Source organism: Variovorax sp. Varisp36 (assembly GCF_047304235.1).
GTDB lineage: Bacteria > Pseudomonadota > Gammaproteobacteria > Burkholderiales > Burkholderiaceae_C > Variovorax.
On the sequence record NZ_JBGLYU010000003.1, the window covers coordinates 65,898 to 78,753 of the forward strand.

At 67.7% G+C, this 12,856-nt stretch carries 13 protein-coding genes and 1 pseudogene; 8 read left to right on the forward strand and 6 right to left on the reverse strand.

Annotation, left to right across the window (positions count from 1 at the left end; all coding sequences use genetic code 11):
- The first annotated feature begins 63 nt into the window (after positions 1–63).
- Positions 64–915 carry an IclR family transcriptional regulator gene (locus ACCD11_RS03095; protein ID WP_007833523.1) on the forward strand — a complete coding sequence of 284 codons (852 nt, stop codon included), beginning with the start codon at positions 64–66 and terminating at the stop codon, positions 913–915.
- A 2-nt stretch (positions 916–917) separates the two neighbouring features.
- Here ACCD11_RS03095 and ACCD11_RS03100 read toward each other — a convergent pair whose 3' ends face one another.
- Both ACCD11_RS03100 and ACCD11_RS03105 read right to left on the reverse strand, forming a co-directional pair.
- On the reverse strand, positions 918–1,229 hold the full coding sequence (locus ACCD11_RS03100) for a hypothetical protein (protein WP_413312304.1): 312 nt from the start codon (positions 1,227–1,229) through the stop codon (positions 918–920).
- A gap of 94 nt (positions 1,230–1,323) precedes the next feature.
- Positions 1,324–1,524 carry a hypothetical protein gene (locus tag ACCD11_RS03105; protein WP_413312306.1) on the reverse strand — a complete coding sequence of 67 codons (201 nt, stop codon included), beginning with the start codon at positions 1,522–1,524 and terminating at the stop codon, positions 1,324–1,326.
- A gap of 280 nt (positions 1,525–1,804) precedes the next feature.
- On the opposite strand from ACCD11_RS03105, the pseudogene ACCD11_RS03110 reads away from it, so the two are divergent.
- Positions 1,805–1,963, forward strand: a pseudogene (locus tag ACCD11_RS03110) (MAPEG family protein); the annotation flags it as partial.
- On the opposite strand, the gene ACCD11_RS03115 reads toward ACCD11_RS03110, so the two are convergent.
- Positions 1,945–2,079 (reverse strand): hypothetical protein, encoded by a 135-nt coding sequence (locus ACCD11_RS03115; RefSeq protein ID WP_413312307.1) that lies wholly within the window; start codon positions 2,077–2,079, stop codon positions 1,945–1,947. The pseudogene ACCD11_RS03110 and the gene ACCD11_RS03115 overlap by 19 nt on opposite strands.
- Positions 2,080–2,168: 89 nt before the next feature.
- On the opposite strand from ACCD11_RS03115, the gene ACCD11_RS03120 reads away from it, so the two are divergent.
- From ACCD11_RS03120 to ACCD11_RS03135, 4 genes are all read left to right on the forward strand, one after another.
- Positions 2,169–3,707: an aldehyde dehydrogenase family protein gene (locus ACCD11_RS03120; protein WP_413312309.1), complete on the forward strand. Its 1,539-nt coding sequence runs from the start codon at positions 2,169–2,171 to the stop codon at positions 3,705–3,707.
- Between the two features lie 129 nt (positions 3,708–3,836).
- A complete protein-coding gene (locus ACCD11_RS03125; RefSeq protein WP_007833528.1) occupies positions 3,837–4,733 on the forward strand; it encodes an amino acid ABC transporter substrate-binding protein in 897 nt (298 codons plus the stop codon).
- The gene (locus ACCD11_RS03130; RefSeq protein ID WP_413312311.1) at positions 4,730–5,950 is read left to right on the forward strand and encodes a pyridoxal phosphate-dependent aminotransferase; all 1,221 of its coding nucleotides are present in this window, start codon (positions 4,730–4,732) and stop codon (positions 5,948–5,950) included. Before ACCD11_RS03125 ends, ACCD11_RS03130 begins: the two co-directional genes overlap by 4 nt.
- A 157-nt stretch (positions 5,951–6,107) precedes the next feature.
- On the forward strand, positions 6,108–7,781 hold the full coding sequence (locus ACCD11_RS03135; RefSeq protein ID WP_413312312.1) for a thiamine pyrophosphate-binding protein: 1,674 nt from the start codon (positions 6,108–6,110) through the stop codon (positions 7,779–7,781).
- 22 nt (positions 7,782–7,803) lie between these two features.
- Here ACCD11_RS03135 and ACCD11_RS03140 read toward each other — a convergent pair whose 3' ends face one another.
- Entirely contained in the window at positions 7,804–8,103 is a 300-nt protein-coding gene (locus ACCD11_RS03140) for a hypothetical protein (protein ID WP_413312313.1), read from the reverse strand.
- Positions 8,104–8,547: 444 nt separating this feature from the next.
- On the opposite strand from ACCD11_RS03140, the gene ACCD11_RS03145 reads away from it, so the two are divergent.
- Together ACCD11_RS03145 and chrA are read left to right on the forward strand one after the other, a co-directional pair.
- Positions 8,548–9,306, forward strand: a complete 759-nt coding sequence (locus ACCD11_RS03145) for a TSUP family transporter (RefSeq protein WP_056587939.1) — start codon at positions 8,548–8,550, stop codon at positions 9,304–9,306.
- Between the two features lie 20 nt (positions 9,307–9,326).
- A complete protein-coding gene (gene chrA / locus ACCD11_RS03150; RefSeq protein WP_007833544.1) occupies positions 9,327–10,691 on the forward strand; it encodes a chromate efflux transporter in 1,365 nt (454 codons plus the stop codon).
- Between the two features lie 106 nt (positions 10,692–10,797).
- Here the strand turns inward: chrA and ACCD11_RS03155 are convergent, their stop codons facing one another.
- Positions 10,798–12,309 carry a tripartite tricarboxylate transporter permease gene (locus ACCD11_RS03155; RefSeq protein WP_413312315.1) on the reverse strand — a complete coding sequence of 504 codons (1,512 nt, stop codon included), beginning with the start codon at positions 12,307–12,309 and terminating at the stop codon, positions 10,798–10,800.
- A gap of 13 nt (positions 12,310–12,322) precedes the next feature.
- A complete protein-coding gene (locus tag ACCD11_RS03160) occupies positions 12,323–12,811 on the reverse strand; it encodes a tripartite tricarboxylate transporter TctB family protein (protein WP_007835454.1) in 489 nt (162 codons plus the stop codon).
- Between the last annotated feature and the right edge of the window lie 45 nt (positions 12,812–12,856).

Below are 12,856 nucleotides of genomic sequence, written 5' to 3' on the forward strand. Positions count from 1 at the left end.
TTTATTCCGTTCAATGGAATATGATTGTCTTAATAGATAGATTGAATTCCACAGGAGCAAGGTATGGAAACCCCATCGGCGGCCAGCGGCGGCGTGCCGCGCGTCTTCTCGGTGATCCGCGCGCTCGGCGCGGTGCAGGGCGAGGGCGGTCGCGTGACCCAGATCGCACGTTCCGTGGGCCTCACGCAGGCCACCACGCACCGTTTGCTGCAGTCGCTCATGGCCGAAGGCATGGTCGAGCAGGACGAGCGCAGCAAGCTCTATCGGTTGAGCATCGATTTCTTCGCGCTCGCAGCGAGCGCGGGCAACCCGGGCGACCTGCGCTCCATCTGCCGGCCCGTGCTGCTGCGCCTGTGCGCGAGCCTGGGCGACAGCATCTTCTTATTGGCGCGCAGCGGCTTCGACGCCATCTGCTTGGACCGCAGCGAAGGGCCGTTCCCGATCCGCTCGTTCACCGGCGACATCGGCGGGCGCATCGCGCTGGGTGTGGGGCAGGGCGCGCTGGCGATCCTGGCCTTCCTGCCCGAGGCCGAGCGCGAGGAAGTGATCCGCTTCAACCTGTCGCGCGTGCGCGAGTACGGCGTGTACGACGAGGTGTACCTGCGCACCGAGATCGAGCGCGTGCGCCAGGCGGGTTATGCCGGGCGCAACACCGGGCTGCTCGAAGGCATGGCGGGCGTGGCGGTGCCGATCCTCGACCGCGAAGGGCGCGCGGTGGCGGCATTGAGCGTGGGCACGATCGCCGACCGTCTCAATGCGGACCGGATGCCGACCGTGGTCGAGTTGCTCAAGCGAGAGGCAGCGGCCATCGGGCCGAAGATCAATCCGTTCGATGCGACGTTGAGGAGGCCGGCGCAGAGCCTGGCAAGCTCGCCAGCTGGGCAGCGCATCAGCCTGCCCGAGGCTCCGGCCTGAAGTCAGAGGCCGAAGAGCAAGACGACGACCATGACGGCCGCGCCCAGTGCGAAGTAGCCCACGACAAGCATCGTCGCCGCAAAAAGCGCAAGGTAGATCGCGCGCCGCAGCACGCTCGGTGTCGAAGGAACGCAGCGCCAATAAATGACGGCCGCCCACAGAACGAGCACCACCTCTATGGCGTGGGCCATGATCACTTCGGCTTCGCCCGAGCGGAACATCGTCTTGCCAAGCACCGAGCCGATGATCCCCAGGATCGGGATCGCCACGGTCCAGGCGGCAACATTCAGCCCGAGACGCCAGCCGGGCTTCATCGGATCGCCTCACCTTTGAAGAAGTGCAGCGGCATGGGCTCTTCCCAGCCGGGCGTCTGGTAGCCCGCGACTCTGAGCTCGGGAACGTAGCCCATCACGCTTTTGAGAAGCGCGGCGAGGGTTGCCCGTCAATGACGGTGATGCCGTTGTATGCGTCGTCAATGATGAGCGAAATGTGCAAGCTTGGATGCGGCTTGCCAACTTTGCCTATGGGTGCTGCGGCGATGCGCCCATAGAGCATGAAGGTCGGTGCCGAATGCTGGATTCGACCGACCGAGATTGCTTCTGTCGTCACTGTTACTCCCTTTTTTAGTTCTTGACGCTGAGGCGTCGCGGGCATCATATCGAGCGGAAATTTCAGCTTTCCTCGTGTCCGCGCGAGGAGTCCCATTCATGAACAACCCCTCGATCCTCTACCCCGTATTCGCCCTCGCCGGCCTCACTGGCCTGGTGCTGCTGCTCATCCCCATCGTGCGCATCGTGCCGTGCGGCGCCGCGAGGTCCGGGGCATCGATTTCAAGCTGGGCGAATCGGCGGCCGTGCCCGACGCCGTGCGCATCCCGAATCGCAACTACATGAACCTGCTGGAGCTGCCGGTGCTGTTCTATGTGGTGTGCCTGCTCTTCTATGTAGCGGTGCTGCCCACGCCCACGGCGATCTGGCTGGCTTGGGCGTACGTCGGCCTGCGCGCGCTGCACAGCGTGGTGCACCTGACCTACAACCACGTGATCCACCGGCTGGTGCTGTTCGCCGCGAGCAACGGCGTGCTGGTGGTGCTGTGGGTGATGGCGGCCGCCCGGTTGGTGCGCCAGCCGCACATGAACCGTGCGAGTTCATTCCTGAAACGCATCAGGTCCTTCCATATTTTCACTAGGCAAGCGCGCGGGATTCGCAGATATTGGCCGGGTCCTCCTTTCTCCTCCTTCCCGGAGCGCGTCCATGTCCGAAGCCAACACCTCCCCCTCCGTCGCCACCGAAGTCGAGCAGCTGCTGCAGCGCCTGGGCGTGCCCCCCGAGGCCCACACCGGGGGCACGCTGACGGTGCGCTCGCCGGTCAGCGGCGAGGTCATCGCACAGGTGCCACAGACCACGCCGGCCGAGGCCACCGCTGCCATCGGCCACGCGCACGAAGCCTTCAAGGCCTGGCGCAGCGTGCCGGCCCCGCGCCGCGGCGAGCTGGTGCGCCTGCTCGGCGAAGAGTTGCGCGCCGCCAAGGCCGACCTCGGCCGCCTCGTCACGCTCGAGGCCGGCAAGATTCCGTCCGAAGGTGCGGGCGAAGTGCAGGAAATGATCGACATCTGCGACTTCGCGGTCGGTCTCTCGCGCCAGCTCTACGGCCTCACGCTGGCCACCGAGCGCGCCGAGCACCGCATGATGGAAACCTGGCATCCGCTGGGCGTGTGCGGCGTGATCTCGGCCTTCAACTTCCCGGTGGCCGTGTGGTCGTGGAACGCGGCGCTGGCGCTGGTGTGCGGCGACTCGGTGGTGTGGAAGCCTTCCGAGAAGACGCCGCTGACCGCACTGGCCGTGCATGCCATCGCGCAGCGCGCCGTCGCGCGCTTCGGCGATGCGCCCGAGGGCCTGCTCGGCCTGCTGCTGGGCCAGCGTGACATCGGCGAGGTGCTGGTCGATGACCATCGCGTGCCGATCCTCTCGGCCACCGGCTCGACGGCAATGGGCCGCCAGGTGGGACCGAAGCTGGCCGCGCGCTTCGCCCGCGCGATTCTCGAACTCGGCGGCAACAACGCGGCCATCGTCACGCCCTCGGCCGACCTCGACCTCACGCTGCGCGGCATCGCGTTCGCTGCCATGGGCACGGCCGGCCAGCGCTGCACCACGCTGCGCCGCCTGTTCGTGCACGACAGCGTGTACGACGCGCTGGTGCCCAAGCTTGCGAAGGTTTATGGCAACGTGCAGGTGGGCGATCCGCGCGAGGCCGGCACGCTGGTCGGCCCGTTGATCGACCGCGCAGCCTTCGACGGCATGCAGAAGGCGCTCGGCGAAAGCCGTGAGGCCGGCGCCACGGTGCACGGCGGCCAGCGCGTCGAAGGCCTCGGCACCAAGGACGCGTACTACGTGCGCCCCGCGCTGGTCGAGCTGAAGACGCACGACGGCCCGGTGCTGCGCGAGACCTTCGCGCCCATCCTCTACGTGGTGCGCTACAGCTCGCTCGATGAGGCCATCGAATGGCACAACGCGGTGGGCGCGGGCCTGTCGTCGTCGATCTTCACGCTGAACGTGCGCGAGGCCGAGCGCTTCATGTCGAGCTCGGGCTCGGACTGCGGCATTGCCAACGTCAACATCGGCCCGAGCGGCGCGGAGATCGGCGGCGCCTTCGGTGGCGAGAAGGAAACCGGCGGCGGCCGCGAAGCCGGCTCCGACAGCTGGAAGGCGTACATGCGCCGTGCGACGAACACCATCAACTACTCGACGGCATTGCCCCTGGCGCAGGGCGTGACCTTCGACATCGGAGAGTAAGACTCACCCCAGGCTTCGCGCACTTCGTGTTGCTGCGCCAACCCCCTTTGGGGGGCGGCATCTGCGGCCCGGCGAAGCTGGTTCCGCGATGTCTCGCGAATCAAGAATAACCACCAGGAGACAGAAGACATGAGGACGAGATTCAAGACCATCGCCGCCGCAGCATCGCTCGCGTTCGCATTGGGCGCCGCCGCGCAAACCGCCGGCGGCACGCTCGACAAGATCAAGGCCAGCGGCAAGGTGGTGCTCGGCGTGCGCGAAGCCTCGCCGCCGATGGCCTACATGCTGGGCGCGGGCGAGAAGTACGTGGGCTACCACGTCGAGCTGTGCGAGCGCGTGCTGAAGGACATCGTGCCGCAGGCGAAGCTCGAATACATGGCCGTGACCGCGCAGAACACCATCCCCCTGGTGCAGAACGGCACGCTCGACATCGGCTGCGGCCCCACCACCAACAACACCGCGCGCCAGCAGCAGGTGGCGTTCGCGCTCACCACGTACGTGAGCGAAGTGCGCATGGCGACCAAGGTCGACTCGGGCATCGCCAACCTCGACCAGCTCGCGGGCCGCAACGTGTCGGCATCGACCGGCACCACCGCCGTGCAGCTGCTGCGCAAGCGCGAGCGCGCGCAGAATGTCTCGTACAACACGATGCTCGGCAAGGACCACCTCGAGAGCTTTCTGCTGATGGAGTCGGGCCGCGCCGACGCCTTCGTACTCGACGACAACCTGCTGGCCGGGATCATCGCGAACTCCAAGAACCCCGCGGCCTACCGCATCGTGGGCGAGCCGCTGGGCTCGGAGCCGATCGCGCTGCTGTTCCGCAAGGACGACCCGGCCTTCAAGGCCGCGGTGGACGATTCGCTGCGCCGCATGATGAAGAGCGGCGACCTGGAGAAGATCTACGCCAAGTGGTTCGTGGCGGCCATCCCGCCGAAGAACACGAGCCTGAACCTGCCGATGAGCACGGCGCTCAAGCAGCTGATGCTCGAACCCAACGACAAGCCACTGGAGGCCTACGCCAAGTGACCACGGACACTGTCGTCTTCTCGCCGGCGCAGCGCGTGCGCGCCATCGGCGTCTCGGAAATCCTGCGCATCACCGACCACGCCAACGCGCTCAAGCGCGCGGGCCGTCCGGTGATCGTGCTGGGCGCGGGCGAGCCCGACTTCGACACGCCGCAGAATGTGCGCGACGCGGCGGTGCGCGCCATCGGGCGGGGCGACACGCGCTACACGGTGCTCGACGGCAGCCCGGCGATGAAGGCGGCAGTGCAGCTGAAGTTCAAGCGCGACAACGCGCTCGACTTTGCACTCGACGAGATCAGCGTGAGCGCAGGCGCCAAGCAGGTGATCTTCAACGCGCTGATGGCCAGCCTGGACCCGGGCGATGAAGTCATCCTGCCCGCGCCGTACTGGACCTCGTACGCCGACATCGTGCAGATCTGCGGCGGTGTGCCGGTGCCGGTGGCGTGCACCGAGGCGAATGGCTTCCGGCTCGATGCCGCGCAGCTCGAGGCGGCGATCACGCCGCGCACGCGCTGGCTGTTCGTCAATTCGCCGTCGAACCCGAGCGGCGCGGCCTACAGCGCGGCGCAGCTGAAGCCGCTGTGCGAGGTGCTGCTGCGGCATCCGCAGGTGTGGGTGCTGGCCGACGACATCTACGAACACATCCTCTACGACGGGCTGGCCTTCGCGACGCCCGTGGCGGTAGAGCCGCGCCTGCGCGAACGCACGCTGACCGTCAACGGCGTATCGAAGGCCTATGCGATGACCGGCTGGCGCGTGGGCTACGGTGCGGGGCCGCGCGCGCTGGTCGCGGCGATGGCCGTGGTGCAGAGCCAGACGACCTCGTGCCCTTCGTCGATCAGCCAGGCCGCGGCCATCGAAGCGCTGACCGGGCCGCAGGAGATCGTGGCCGGGCGCTGCGCCGACTTCCAGGCGCGGCGCGACTTCGTGGTGGCCGCGCTGAACCGCGCGCCGGGGCTGCATTGCCGCGTGCCCGAAGGCGCGTTCTATACCTTCGCCAACTGCGCCGGCGTGCTCGGCAAGCGCACGCGCGGCGGCACGCTGCTGCAGACGGACAGCGACTTCTGCCGCTACCTGCTGCAGGACTTCGAGGTGGCGGTGGTGCCGGGCAGCGTGTTCGGGCTGGCGCCGTATTTCCGCATCTCGTATGCGACGTCGATGGCGCAGCTGGAAGAGGCATGCCAGCGCATCGCTGCTGCATGCGAAGCCCTCGAATGACCCCGCATTTCTCCCTCCCCCGCTGGGGGAGGGCTGGGATGGGGGCAGGCGGCATGTCAATTGCCGTCGGCTCATCCCACGCCGCTTGCCCCCATCCCAGCCTTCCCCCAGAGGGGGAAGGAGCAAGACCCAACACCTTCATTCCATTGGACACAGCATGACTTCCTCCCGCACCGGCGGCCAGATCCTGGTCGACCAGCTCATCACCCACGGCGTCAGGCAGCTGTTCTGCGTGCCCGGCGAAAGCTTTCTGGCCGTGCTCGACGCGCTGCATGACGCTTCGATCGACGTGACCGTGTGCCGCCAGGAAGGCGGCGCGGCGATGATGGCCGAGGCGCAGGGCAAGCTCACGGGCCAGCCCGGCATCTGCTTCGTCACGCGCGGCCCCGGCGCCACCAACGCGGCGGCCGGCGTGCACATCGCGCACCAGGACTCGACGCCGCTGCTGCTGTTCGTGGGCCAGGTCGCGCGCGACGCCATGGGCCGCGAGGCTTTCCAGGAGCTGGACTACGGCGCGGTGTTCGGCACCATGGCCAAGTGGGTGGTGCAGATCGACGATCCGGCGCGTGTGCCCGAGCTCGTGTCGCGTGCCTTCCATGTCGCCACCTCCGGCCGACCCGGGCCGGTGGTGATCGCGCTGCCCGAGGACATGCTGACCGAGGCCGCAGCGGTGGCCGACGCGCAGCCCTACGCGGTGACCGAAACCCATCCCGGCGCGGCGCAGCTCGCCGAGCTGCAGCAGCGGTTGTCGCAGGCGCAGCGCCCGGTGGTCATCCTCGGCGGCAGCCGCTGGTCGGAGCAGGCGGCGCTGCAGTTCGCTGATTTCGCGGCCGCGTTCTCGCTGCCCGTGTACTGCTCGTTCCGCCGCCAGATGCTGATGTCGGCCGAGCACCCCTGCTATGCGGGCGACCTGGGCCTGGGCGCCAACCCGCGCATGCTGGAGCGCATCCGCAATGCCGACCTCGTGCTGCTGGTCGGCGGGCGCCTGTCGGAAGTGCCGTCGCAAGGCTACGAACTGCTGGCGATCCCGCAACCGAAGCAGGCCCTGGTGCATGTGCACGCCGATGCCGACGAGCTCGGCAAGCTCTACCGCCCCGCGCAGGGCATTCACGCCACGCCGCGGGCGTTCGCCGAAGCGGTGTCCACGCTGCGCCCCGCGCAAGCGCCGGCCTGGCAGGCAGAGACAAAGACCGCACGCGAAGACTTCCTGCGCTGGAGCGACCCGGCCCCCATCCGCATTCCCGGCCCGCTGCAGATGGGCGAGGTCATGCGGCACCTGCGCGAAGTGCTGCCGGCCGACACCATCTTCTGCAACGGCGCGGGCAACTTCGCCACGTGGGTGCACCGCTTCTGGCCGTTCCGCGCCTTCGCGAGCCAGCTCGCGCCCACCAGCGGCTCGATGGGCTACGGCCTGCCGGCCGGCGTCGGCGCCAAGAGGCTGTGGCCGCAGCGCGAGGTGGTCGTGTTCGCGGGCGACGGCGACTTCATGATGCACGGCCAGGAGTTCGCCACCGCCGTGCAGTACGGCCTGCCGATCATCGTGGTGCTGCTGGACAACGCCATGTACGGCACGATCCGCATGCACCAGGAAAAACACTATCCCGGCCGCATCAGCGCCACGCAATTGAAGAACCCCGATTTCCGCGGCTATGCCGAAGTGTTCGGCGGCCACGGCGAACGCGTGACCAGCACCGAAGAGTTCGGCCCCGCGCTGGCCCGTGCGCGTGCGAGCGGCAAGCCGGCGATCCTGCACTGCCTGCTCGATCCGGAAGCGATCACGCCGGGCAGCACGCTGCAGTCGATCCGCAAGGCCGCGCTGGCCGCGTCCTGAACAGCGCCGCGGCAGGAAGGCGTCAGCCCAGTCCGTCCGCGTGGCGAGTGGGTGTGGGCAGGGCGCCGTCGGGCTGCCGCGCCGCCAGCCGCTTGGCCCGAGCCAAAGGTTCCATCGCCTGTTCGAGCCGCATCGCGAGCTGGTAGAGCTCCTCGTCCCTGGTGTCCGCGGCATGCGCGCGCGTCATGCGCACGATCTCGGCGGCGTATTCGGCGTTGGTGGCCATCCATTCGGTGTCGGTCACGCGCCCGTGCTTTCGCCGAAGCGCCACATGAAGGCGCGCGGCGAGGGCGATGCGTTCGCTTTCGGACATGGATGGCATGCTTCCTCCGTCGGGTGGGCGACTCCCGGGTTCTTCCTGATGTGCAAGATCGGGGCCTGACCGCGCGTGCATGAATTGTGCCGCGCCGTTAACCATCGGAAACACTTTGGTTTGCGAATCGGGCTTTCCGGGCCGGCAAAGCGGGTAATTCCCAATGCACTGAGGCGGTGCGCCCCCTAAAGTCTGCGCACTCGCGAACGGGCCCTGCTCGTGCTGCCGAGGGTCCGAGGAGACAAATCTCGAGCAACTATAAAAATGCTTCCAAGGCTCCGTACGAGATGCCGTGTTTGACTTTGAAGGGCGCCGCTGGTCGGCGCCTTTTTTATGCCCGCGCGCGCCGTGCCCGAAGGGTTTTTCCTCAGTGCCAAATTGACCTCCCACAAAGGCCACGCGTGCACATGAAGCTATATTTTCGATAGCGCCACGAGTGAGACAATCGCCGCCATGGAAATGCTGGTGGTGACGGGCGCTTCGCTGCTCGCGGGTTTTGTCGATTCGATCGTGGGCGGAGGCGGGTTGATCCTGGTGCCGGCGCTGTTTGCCGTGTTCCCGGGCGCGACGCCGGCAACGCTGCTGGGCACCAACAAGAGTGCGTCCATTTGGGGCACGGCAGCCGCCGCGGCCCAGTTCAGCCAGCGGGTGCAGATGCGCTGGGGCGCGCTTTGGCCTGCCGCGGTGCTCGGTTTCGCCGGCTCGATGCTGGGCGCCTGGGGCGTCACGCTATTCCCGGGCGACTTCCTGCGCCGGGCGCTGCCGGTCATCCTGCTGGGCGTGCTGCTCTATACGCTGGCGCGCAAGGACATGGGGCGGATGCATGCGCCGCGCTTCTCCGGCCGGGCCGAGACGCTGGCGGCCTGCACCATCGGCCTGTCGATCGGGTTCTACGACGGCTTCTTCGGGCCGGGCGCGGGGAGCTTCCTGGTGTTCCTGTTCGTGCGCTGGATGGGCTACGACTTCCTCAACGCCTCGGCCTCGGCCAAGATCATCAACACGCTGACCAACGCCGCGGCGCTGATCCTGCTGGCTGCCAAGGGCCATGTCTGGTGGCACTACGGGCTGGTGATGGCGGTGGCCAACGTGGCGGGCAGCCTGCTCGGCACGCGGGTTGCGCTGAAGCACGGGGCGGGCTTCGTGCGGGTGGTGTTCATCGTGGTGGTGAGCGCGCTGATCCTGAAGACCGCCTACGACGCGTTCCTGAAATAGCGAAACACGAAAGTCAGCCGATGTCCTCCTCCGAAGCGCCTGCCGAGCCGCCCGTCCCCGTCAGCTTCTGGCAGGCCTTCGGCTATTGGCTCAAGCTGGGCTTCATCAGCTTCGGCGGGCCTGCCGGGCAGATCGCGCTGATGCACCAGGAACTGGTGGAGCGCCGCCGCTGGATCTCGGAGAAGCGATTCCTCCATGCGCTGAATTACTGCATGGTGCTGCCCGGCCCCGAGGCGCAGCAGCTTGCGACCTACATCGGCTGGCTCATGCACCGCACCTGGGGCGGCATCGTGGCGGGAGGGCTGTTCGTGCTGCCGTCGCTGTTCATCCTGATCGCGTTGTCGTGGGTCTACATGGCGTATGGACAGGTGCCGGCGGTGGCGGGGCTGCTCTACGGCGTAAAGCCTGCGGTGACGGCCATCGTGCTGTTCGCGGCCTGGCGCATCGGCTCGCGGGTGCTGAAGAACGCCTGGCTCTGGGCGATCGCGGCGGCCGCCTTCGTGGCGATCTTTGCGCTTCGCGTGCCGTTTCCGCTGATCGTGCTCGTGGCGGGGGCCATCGGCTACCTTGGCAGCCGGGTGGCGCCAGAGCGCTTCGCGCCGGGCGGCGCTCACGCCGCGGCGGCCGCCTCGGTCGGTCCCGCACTGATCGACGACGACACGCCGACGCCCGCGCATGCGCGCTTCGGCTGGGGCCGCTTCTTGCGCGTGCTGGGCGTGTTCCTCGCGCTGTGGCTCGTCGCCATCGGCGCCCTCGCGGCACTGTTCGGCTGGCACGGCGCGCTCACGCAGATGGGCTGGTTCTTCACCAAGGCCGCGCTGCTGACCTTCGGCGGCGCCTATGCGGTGCTGCCCTACGTGTTCCAGGGCGCGGTCGACCACTACGGCTGGCTCAGCGCCACGCAGATGATCGACGGGCTCGCGCTGGGCGAAACCACGCCGGGGCCGCTGATCATGGTGGTGTCGTTCGTGGGCTTCGTGGGCGGCTGGAACCAGGCGTTGTTCGGTGGGCAGTCGCTGTTCCTGGCGGGCGCGGTGGCGGCGACGGTGGTGAGCTTCTTCACCTTCCTGCCATCGTTCCTGTTCATCCTGCTGGGCGGGCCGTTCATCGAATCGACGCACGGCAACCTGAAGCTCACCGCGCCGCTGACGGCCATCACGGCGGCCGTGGTGGGCGTGATCGTCAACCTCGCGGTGTTCTTCGCCTGGCACGTGCTGTGGCCGAAGGGCGCGGGCGGTGGCTTCGACGCGGCATCGGCGGCGATCGGGCTGATCGCCGCCGTGGCGCTGTTCCGCTTCAAGGCCGGGGTGATCCCGGTGGTGCTCGGCGCGGCCCTGCTCGGACTGGCCTGGCAACAGGCGCTGCTGCCGCTACTCCAGCGCTGACTATTCCAGGAACACCGCGGAACCGGCTCCGCCGGGCCGCAGGTGTTGCCCCCGGAAGGGGGTTGGCGCAGCGACACGAAGTGCGCGCAGCCTGGGGGCGAGCCAATTACTCCTCGACGAAGGCTTCTTCGCGCTTGGCCTTGATCGCCGGCAGCAGCACGATGCCAAGCAGCAGCGCCGCAGCCACCAGCAGTCCCGCCGACAGCGGCCGCGTGACGAACACGCTCCACGCACCGCGCGACAGCAGCAGCGCGCGCCGCAGGTTCTCTTCCATCATCGGGCCCAGGATGAAGCCCAGCAGCAGCGGGGCGGGCTCGGTGCGCAGCTTCAGGAACAGGTAGCCGATGAAGCCGAAAGCCGCCACCATCCAGATGTCGAAGGTGTTGTTGTTGGTCGAGTACACGCCGATCGCGCAGAACAGCACGATCGCCGGGAACAGGAATTTGTAGGGCACCGTCAGCAGCTTGATCCACATGCCGATCAGCGGCAGGTTCAGCACGATCAGCATCGCGTTGCCGATCCACATCGAGGCGATCAGGCCCCAGAACAGCTCGGGGTTGCTGGTCATCACCTGCGGGCCGGGCTGGATGTTGTGGATCGTCATCGCACCCACCATCAGCGCCATCACCGCGTTGGGCGGAATGCCCAGCGTCAGCAGCGGGATGAAGGAGGTCTGCGCGCCGGCGTTGTTGGCCGACTCGGGCGAAGCCACGCCGCGGATGTTGCCCTTGCCGAAGGGCACTTCGCCGGGGCGCATCTTGATCTTCTTTTCCAGCGCATAGGCCGCGAAGGCTGCCAGCAGCGCGCCGCCGCCGGGCAGGATGCCCAACGCCGAACCCAGTGCCGTGCCGCGCAGCACCGCGGGCGTCATGCGCTTGAAGTCTTCCTTGGTGGGCCACAGGCCCTTCACCTTGTGCGTGAACACCTCGCGCTCGTCGTCGGGCTGCGAGAGGTTGCCGATGATTTCGCCGTAGCCGAACACGCCCATGGCGATCACCACGAAGCCGATGCCGTCGGTGAGCTCCGGAATGTCGAAGCTGTAGCGCGCCACGCCCGAATTCACGTCGGTGCCGACGATGCCCAGCAGCAGGCCCAGCACGATCATCGCCACCGCCTTCAGCAGCGAGCCCGAGGCCAGCACCACCGCGCCGATCAGGCCCAGCACCATCAGCGAGAAATACTCCGCCGGGCCGAACTTGAAGGCCAGCTCGGTCAGCGGCGGTGCGAAGGCGGCCAGGATCAGCGTGCCCACGCAGCCCGCGAAGAACGAACCCAGGCCCGCCGCGGCGAGCGCCGGGCCTGCGCGGCCCTGCCTTGCCATCTGGTAGCCGTCGATACAGGTGACCACCGAGGACGACTCCCCGGGCAGGTTCACCAGGATGGCCGTGGTCGAGCCGCCGTACTGCGCGCCGTAGTAGATGCCGGCCAGCATGATCAGCGCCGACACGGGCGGCAGCGCGTACGTGGCGGGCAGCAGCATCGCGATGGTCGCGACCGGGCCGATGCCCGGGAGCACGCCGATCAGCGTGCCCAGGATGCAGCCGATCAGGCAGTACAGCAGGTTGGTGAAGGTGAACGCGACGCCGAAGCCGGTCGCGAGGTTGTGGAACAGTTCCATGGCGGTGCGCTCCTCAACCCGAAATGAAAGTAGGCCAGACCTGGATCTGGAGCTTCAGCGCCCAGATGAAGGCCACGTAGCTGCCGGCCGCCAGGATGGTGGAGAGGATCAGCACGTCGCGCAGCTTGAAGTGCTCGCCCGCCATGCTCGAGATGATCGTGAGCGCGTAGATCGCGATGATCATCCCCATCGCCGGCAGCCCGATGCTGGGCAGGCCGCCCAGCAGCACGCCGAAGGCGAGGTTGGCGCCGAGCACGAAGGCCAGCGGCTTCCAGGCCCATTTGCCGATCGGGTCGCCGGTGGGGGTTTCGACCACCAGCGCCTGGAACATGATGATGGCGCCGAGGACGGCCAGCAGGATGCCGAGCATCAGCGGGAAGTAACCCGGTCCCATGCGGGCACCGTTGCCGACGGTGTAGGTGGTGGCGCCTATCGCAAAGGCCCCTCCCACGGCAGTGAACATGACTCCTGAAAAGAAGTCCGCCTGACTCTTGATGCGCATGTCTCGCCCCTCTTATATGAAGGGTCGAGGGTCGTTCTGCGCGGC

Excerpts from the sequence above, each read along its gene's own strand:
- ACCD11_RS03135 (WP_413312312.1), top strand. The coding sequence starts at position 6,108 with ATGACTTCCTCCCGCACCGGCGGCCAGATCCTGGTCGACCAGCTCATC.
- ACCD11_RS03155 (WP_413312315.1), bottom strand. The coding sequence starts at position 12,309 with ATGGAACTGTTCCACAACCTCGCGACCGGCTTCGGCGTCGCGTTCACC.
- ACCD11_RS03120 (WP_413312309.1), top strand. The coding sequence starts at position 2,169 with ATGTCCGAAGCCAACACCTCCCCCTCCGTCGCCACCGAAGTCGAGCAG.
- ACCD11_RS03145 (WP_056587939.1), top strand. The coding sequence starts at position 8,548 with ATGGAAATGCTGGTGGTGACGGGCGCTTCGCTGCTCGCGGGTTTTGTC.
- chrA (WP_007833544.1), top strand. The coding sequence starts at position 9,327 with ATGTCCTCCTCCGAAGCGCCTGCCGAGCCGCCCGTCCCCGTCAGCTTC.
- ACCD11_RS03125 (WP_007833528.1), top strand. The coding sequence starts at position 3,837 with ATGAGGACGAGATTCAAGACCATCGCCGCCGCAGCATCGCTCGCGTTC.
- ACCD11_RS03160 (WP_007835454.1), bottom strand. The coding sequence starts at position 12,811 with ATGCGCATCAAGAGTCAGGCGGACTTCTTTTCAGGAGTCATGTTCACT.
- ACCD11_RS03100 (WP_413312304.1), bottom strand. The coding sequence starts at position 1,229 with ATGAAGCCCGGCTGGCGTCTCGGGCTGAATGTTGCCGCCTGGACCGTG.
- ACCD11_RS03115 (WP_413312307.1), bottom strand. The coding sequence starts at position 2,079 with ATGCGTTTCAGGAATGAACTCGCACGGTTCATGTGCGGCTGGCGCACC.
- ACCD11_RS03095 (WP_007833523.1), top strand. The coding sequence starts at position 64 with ATGGAAACCCCATCGGCGGCCAGCGGCGGCGTGCCGCGCGTCTTCTCG.
- ACCD11_RS03140 (WP_413312313.1), bottom strand. The coding sequence starts at position 8,103 with ATGCCATCCATGTCCGAAAGCGAACGCATCGCCCTCGCCGCGCGCCTT.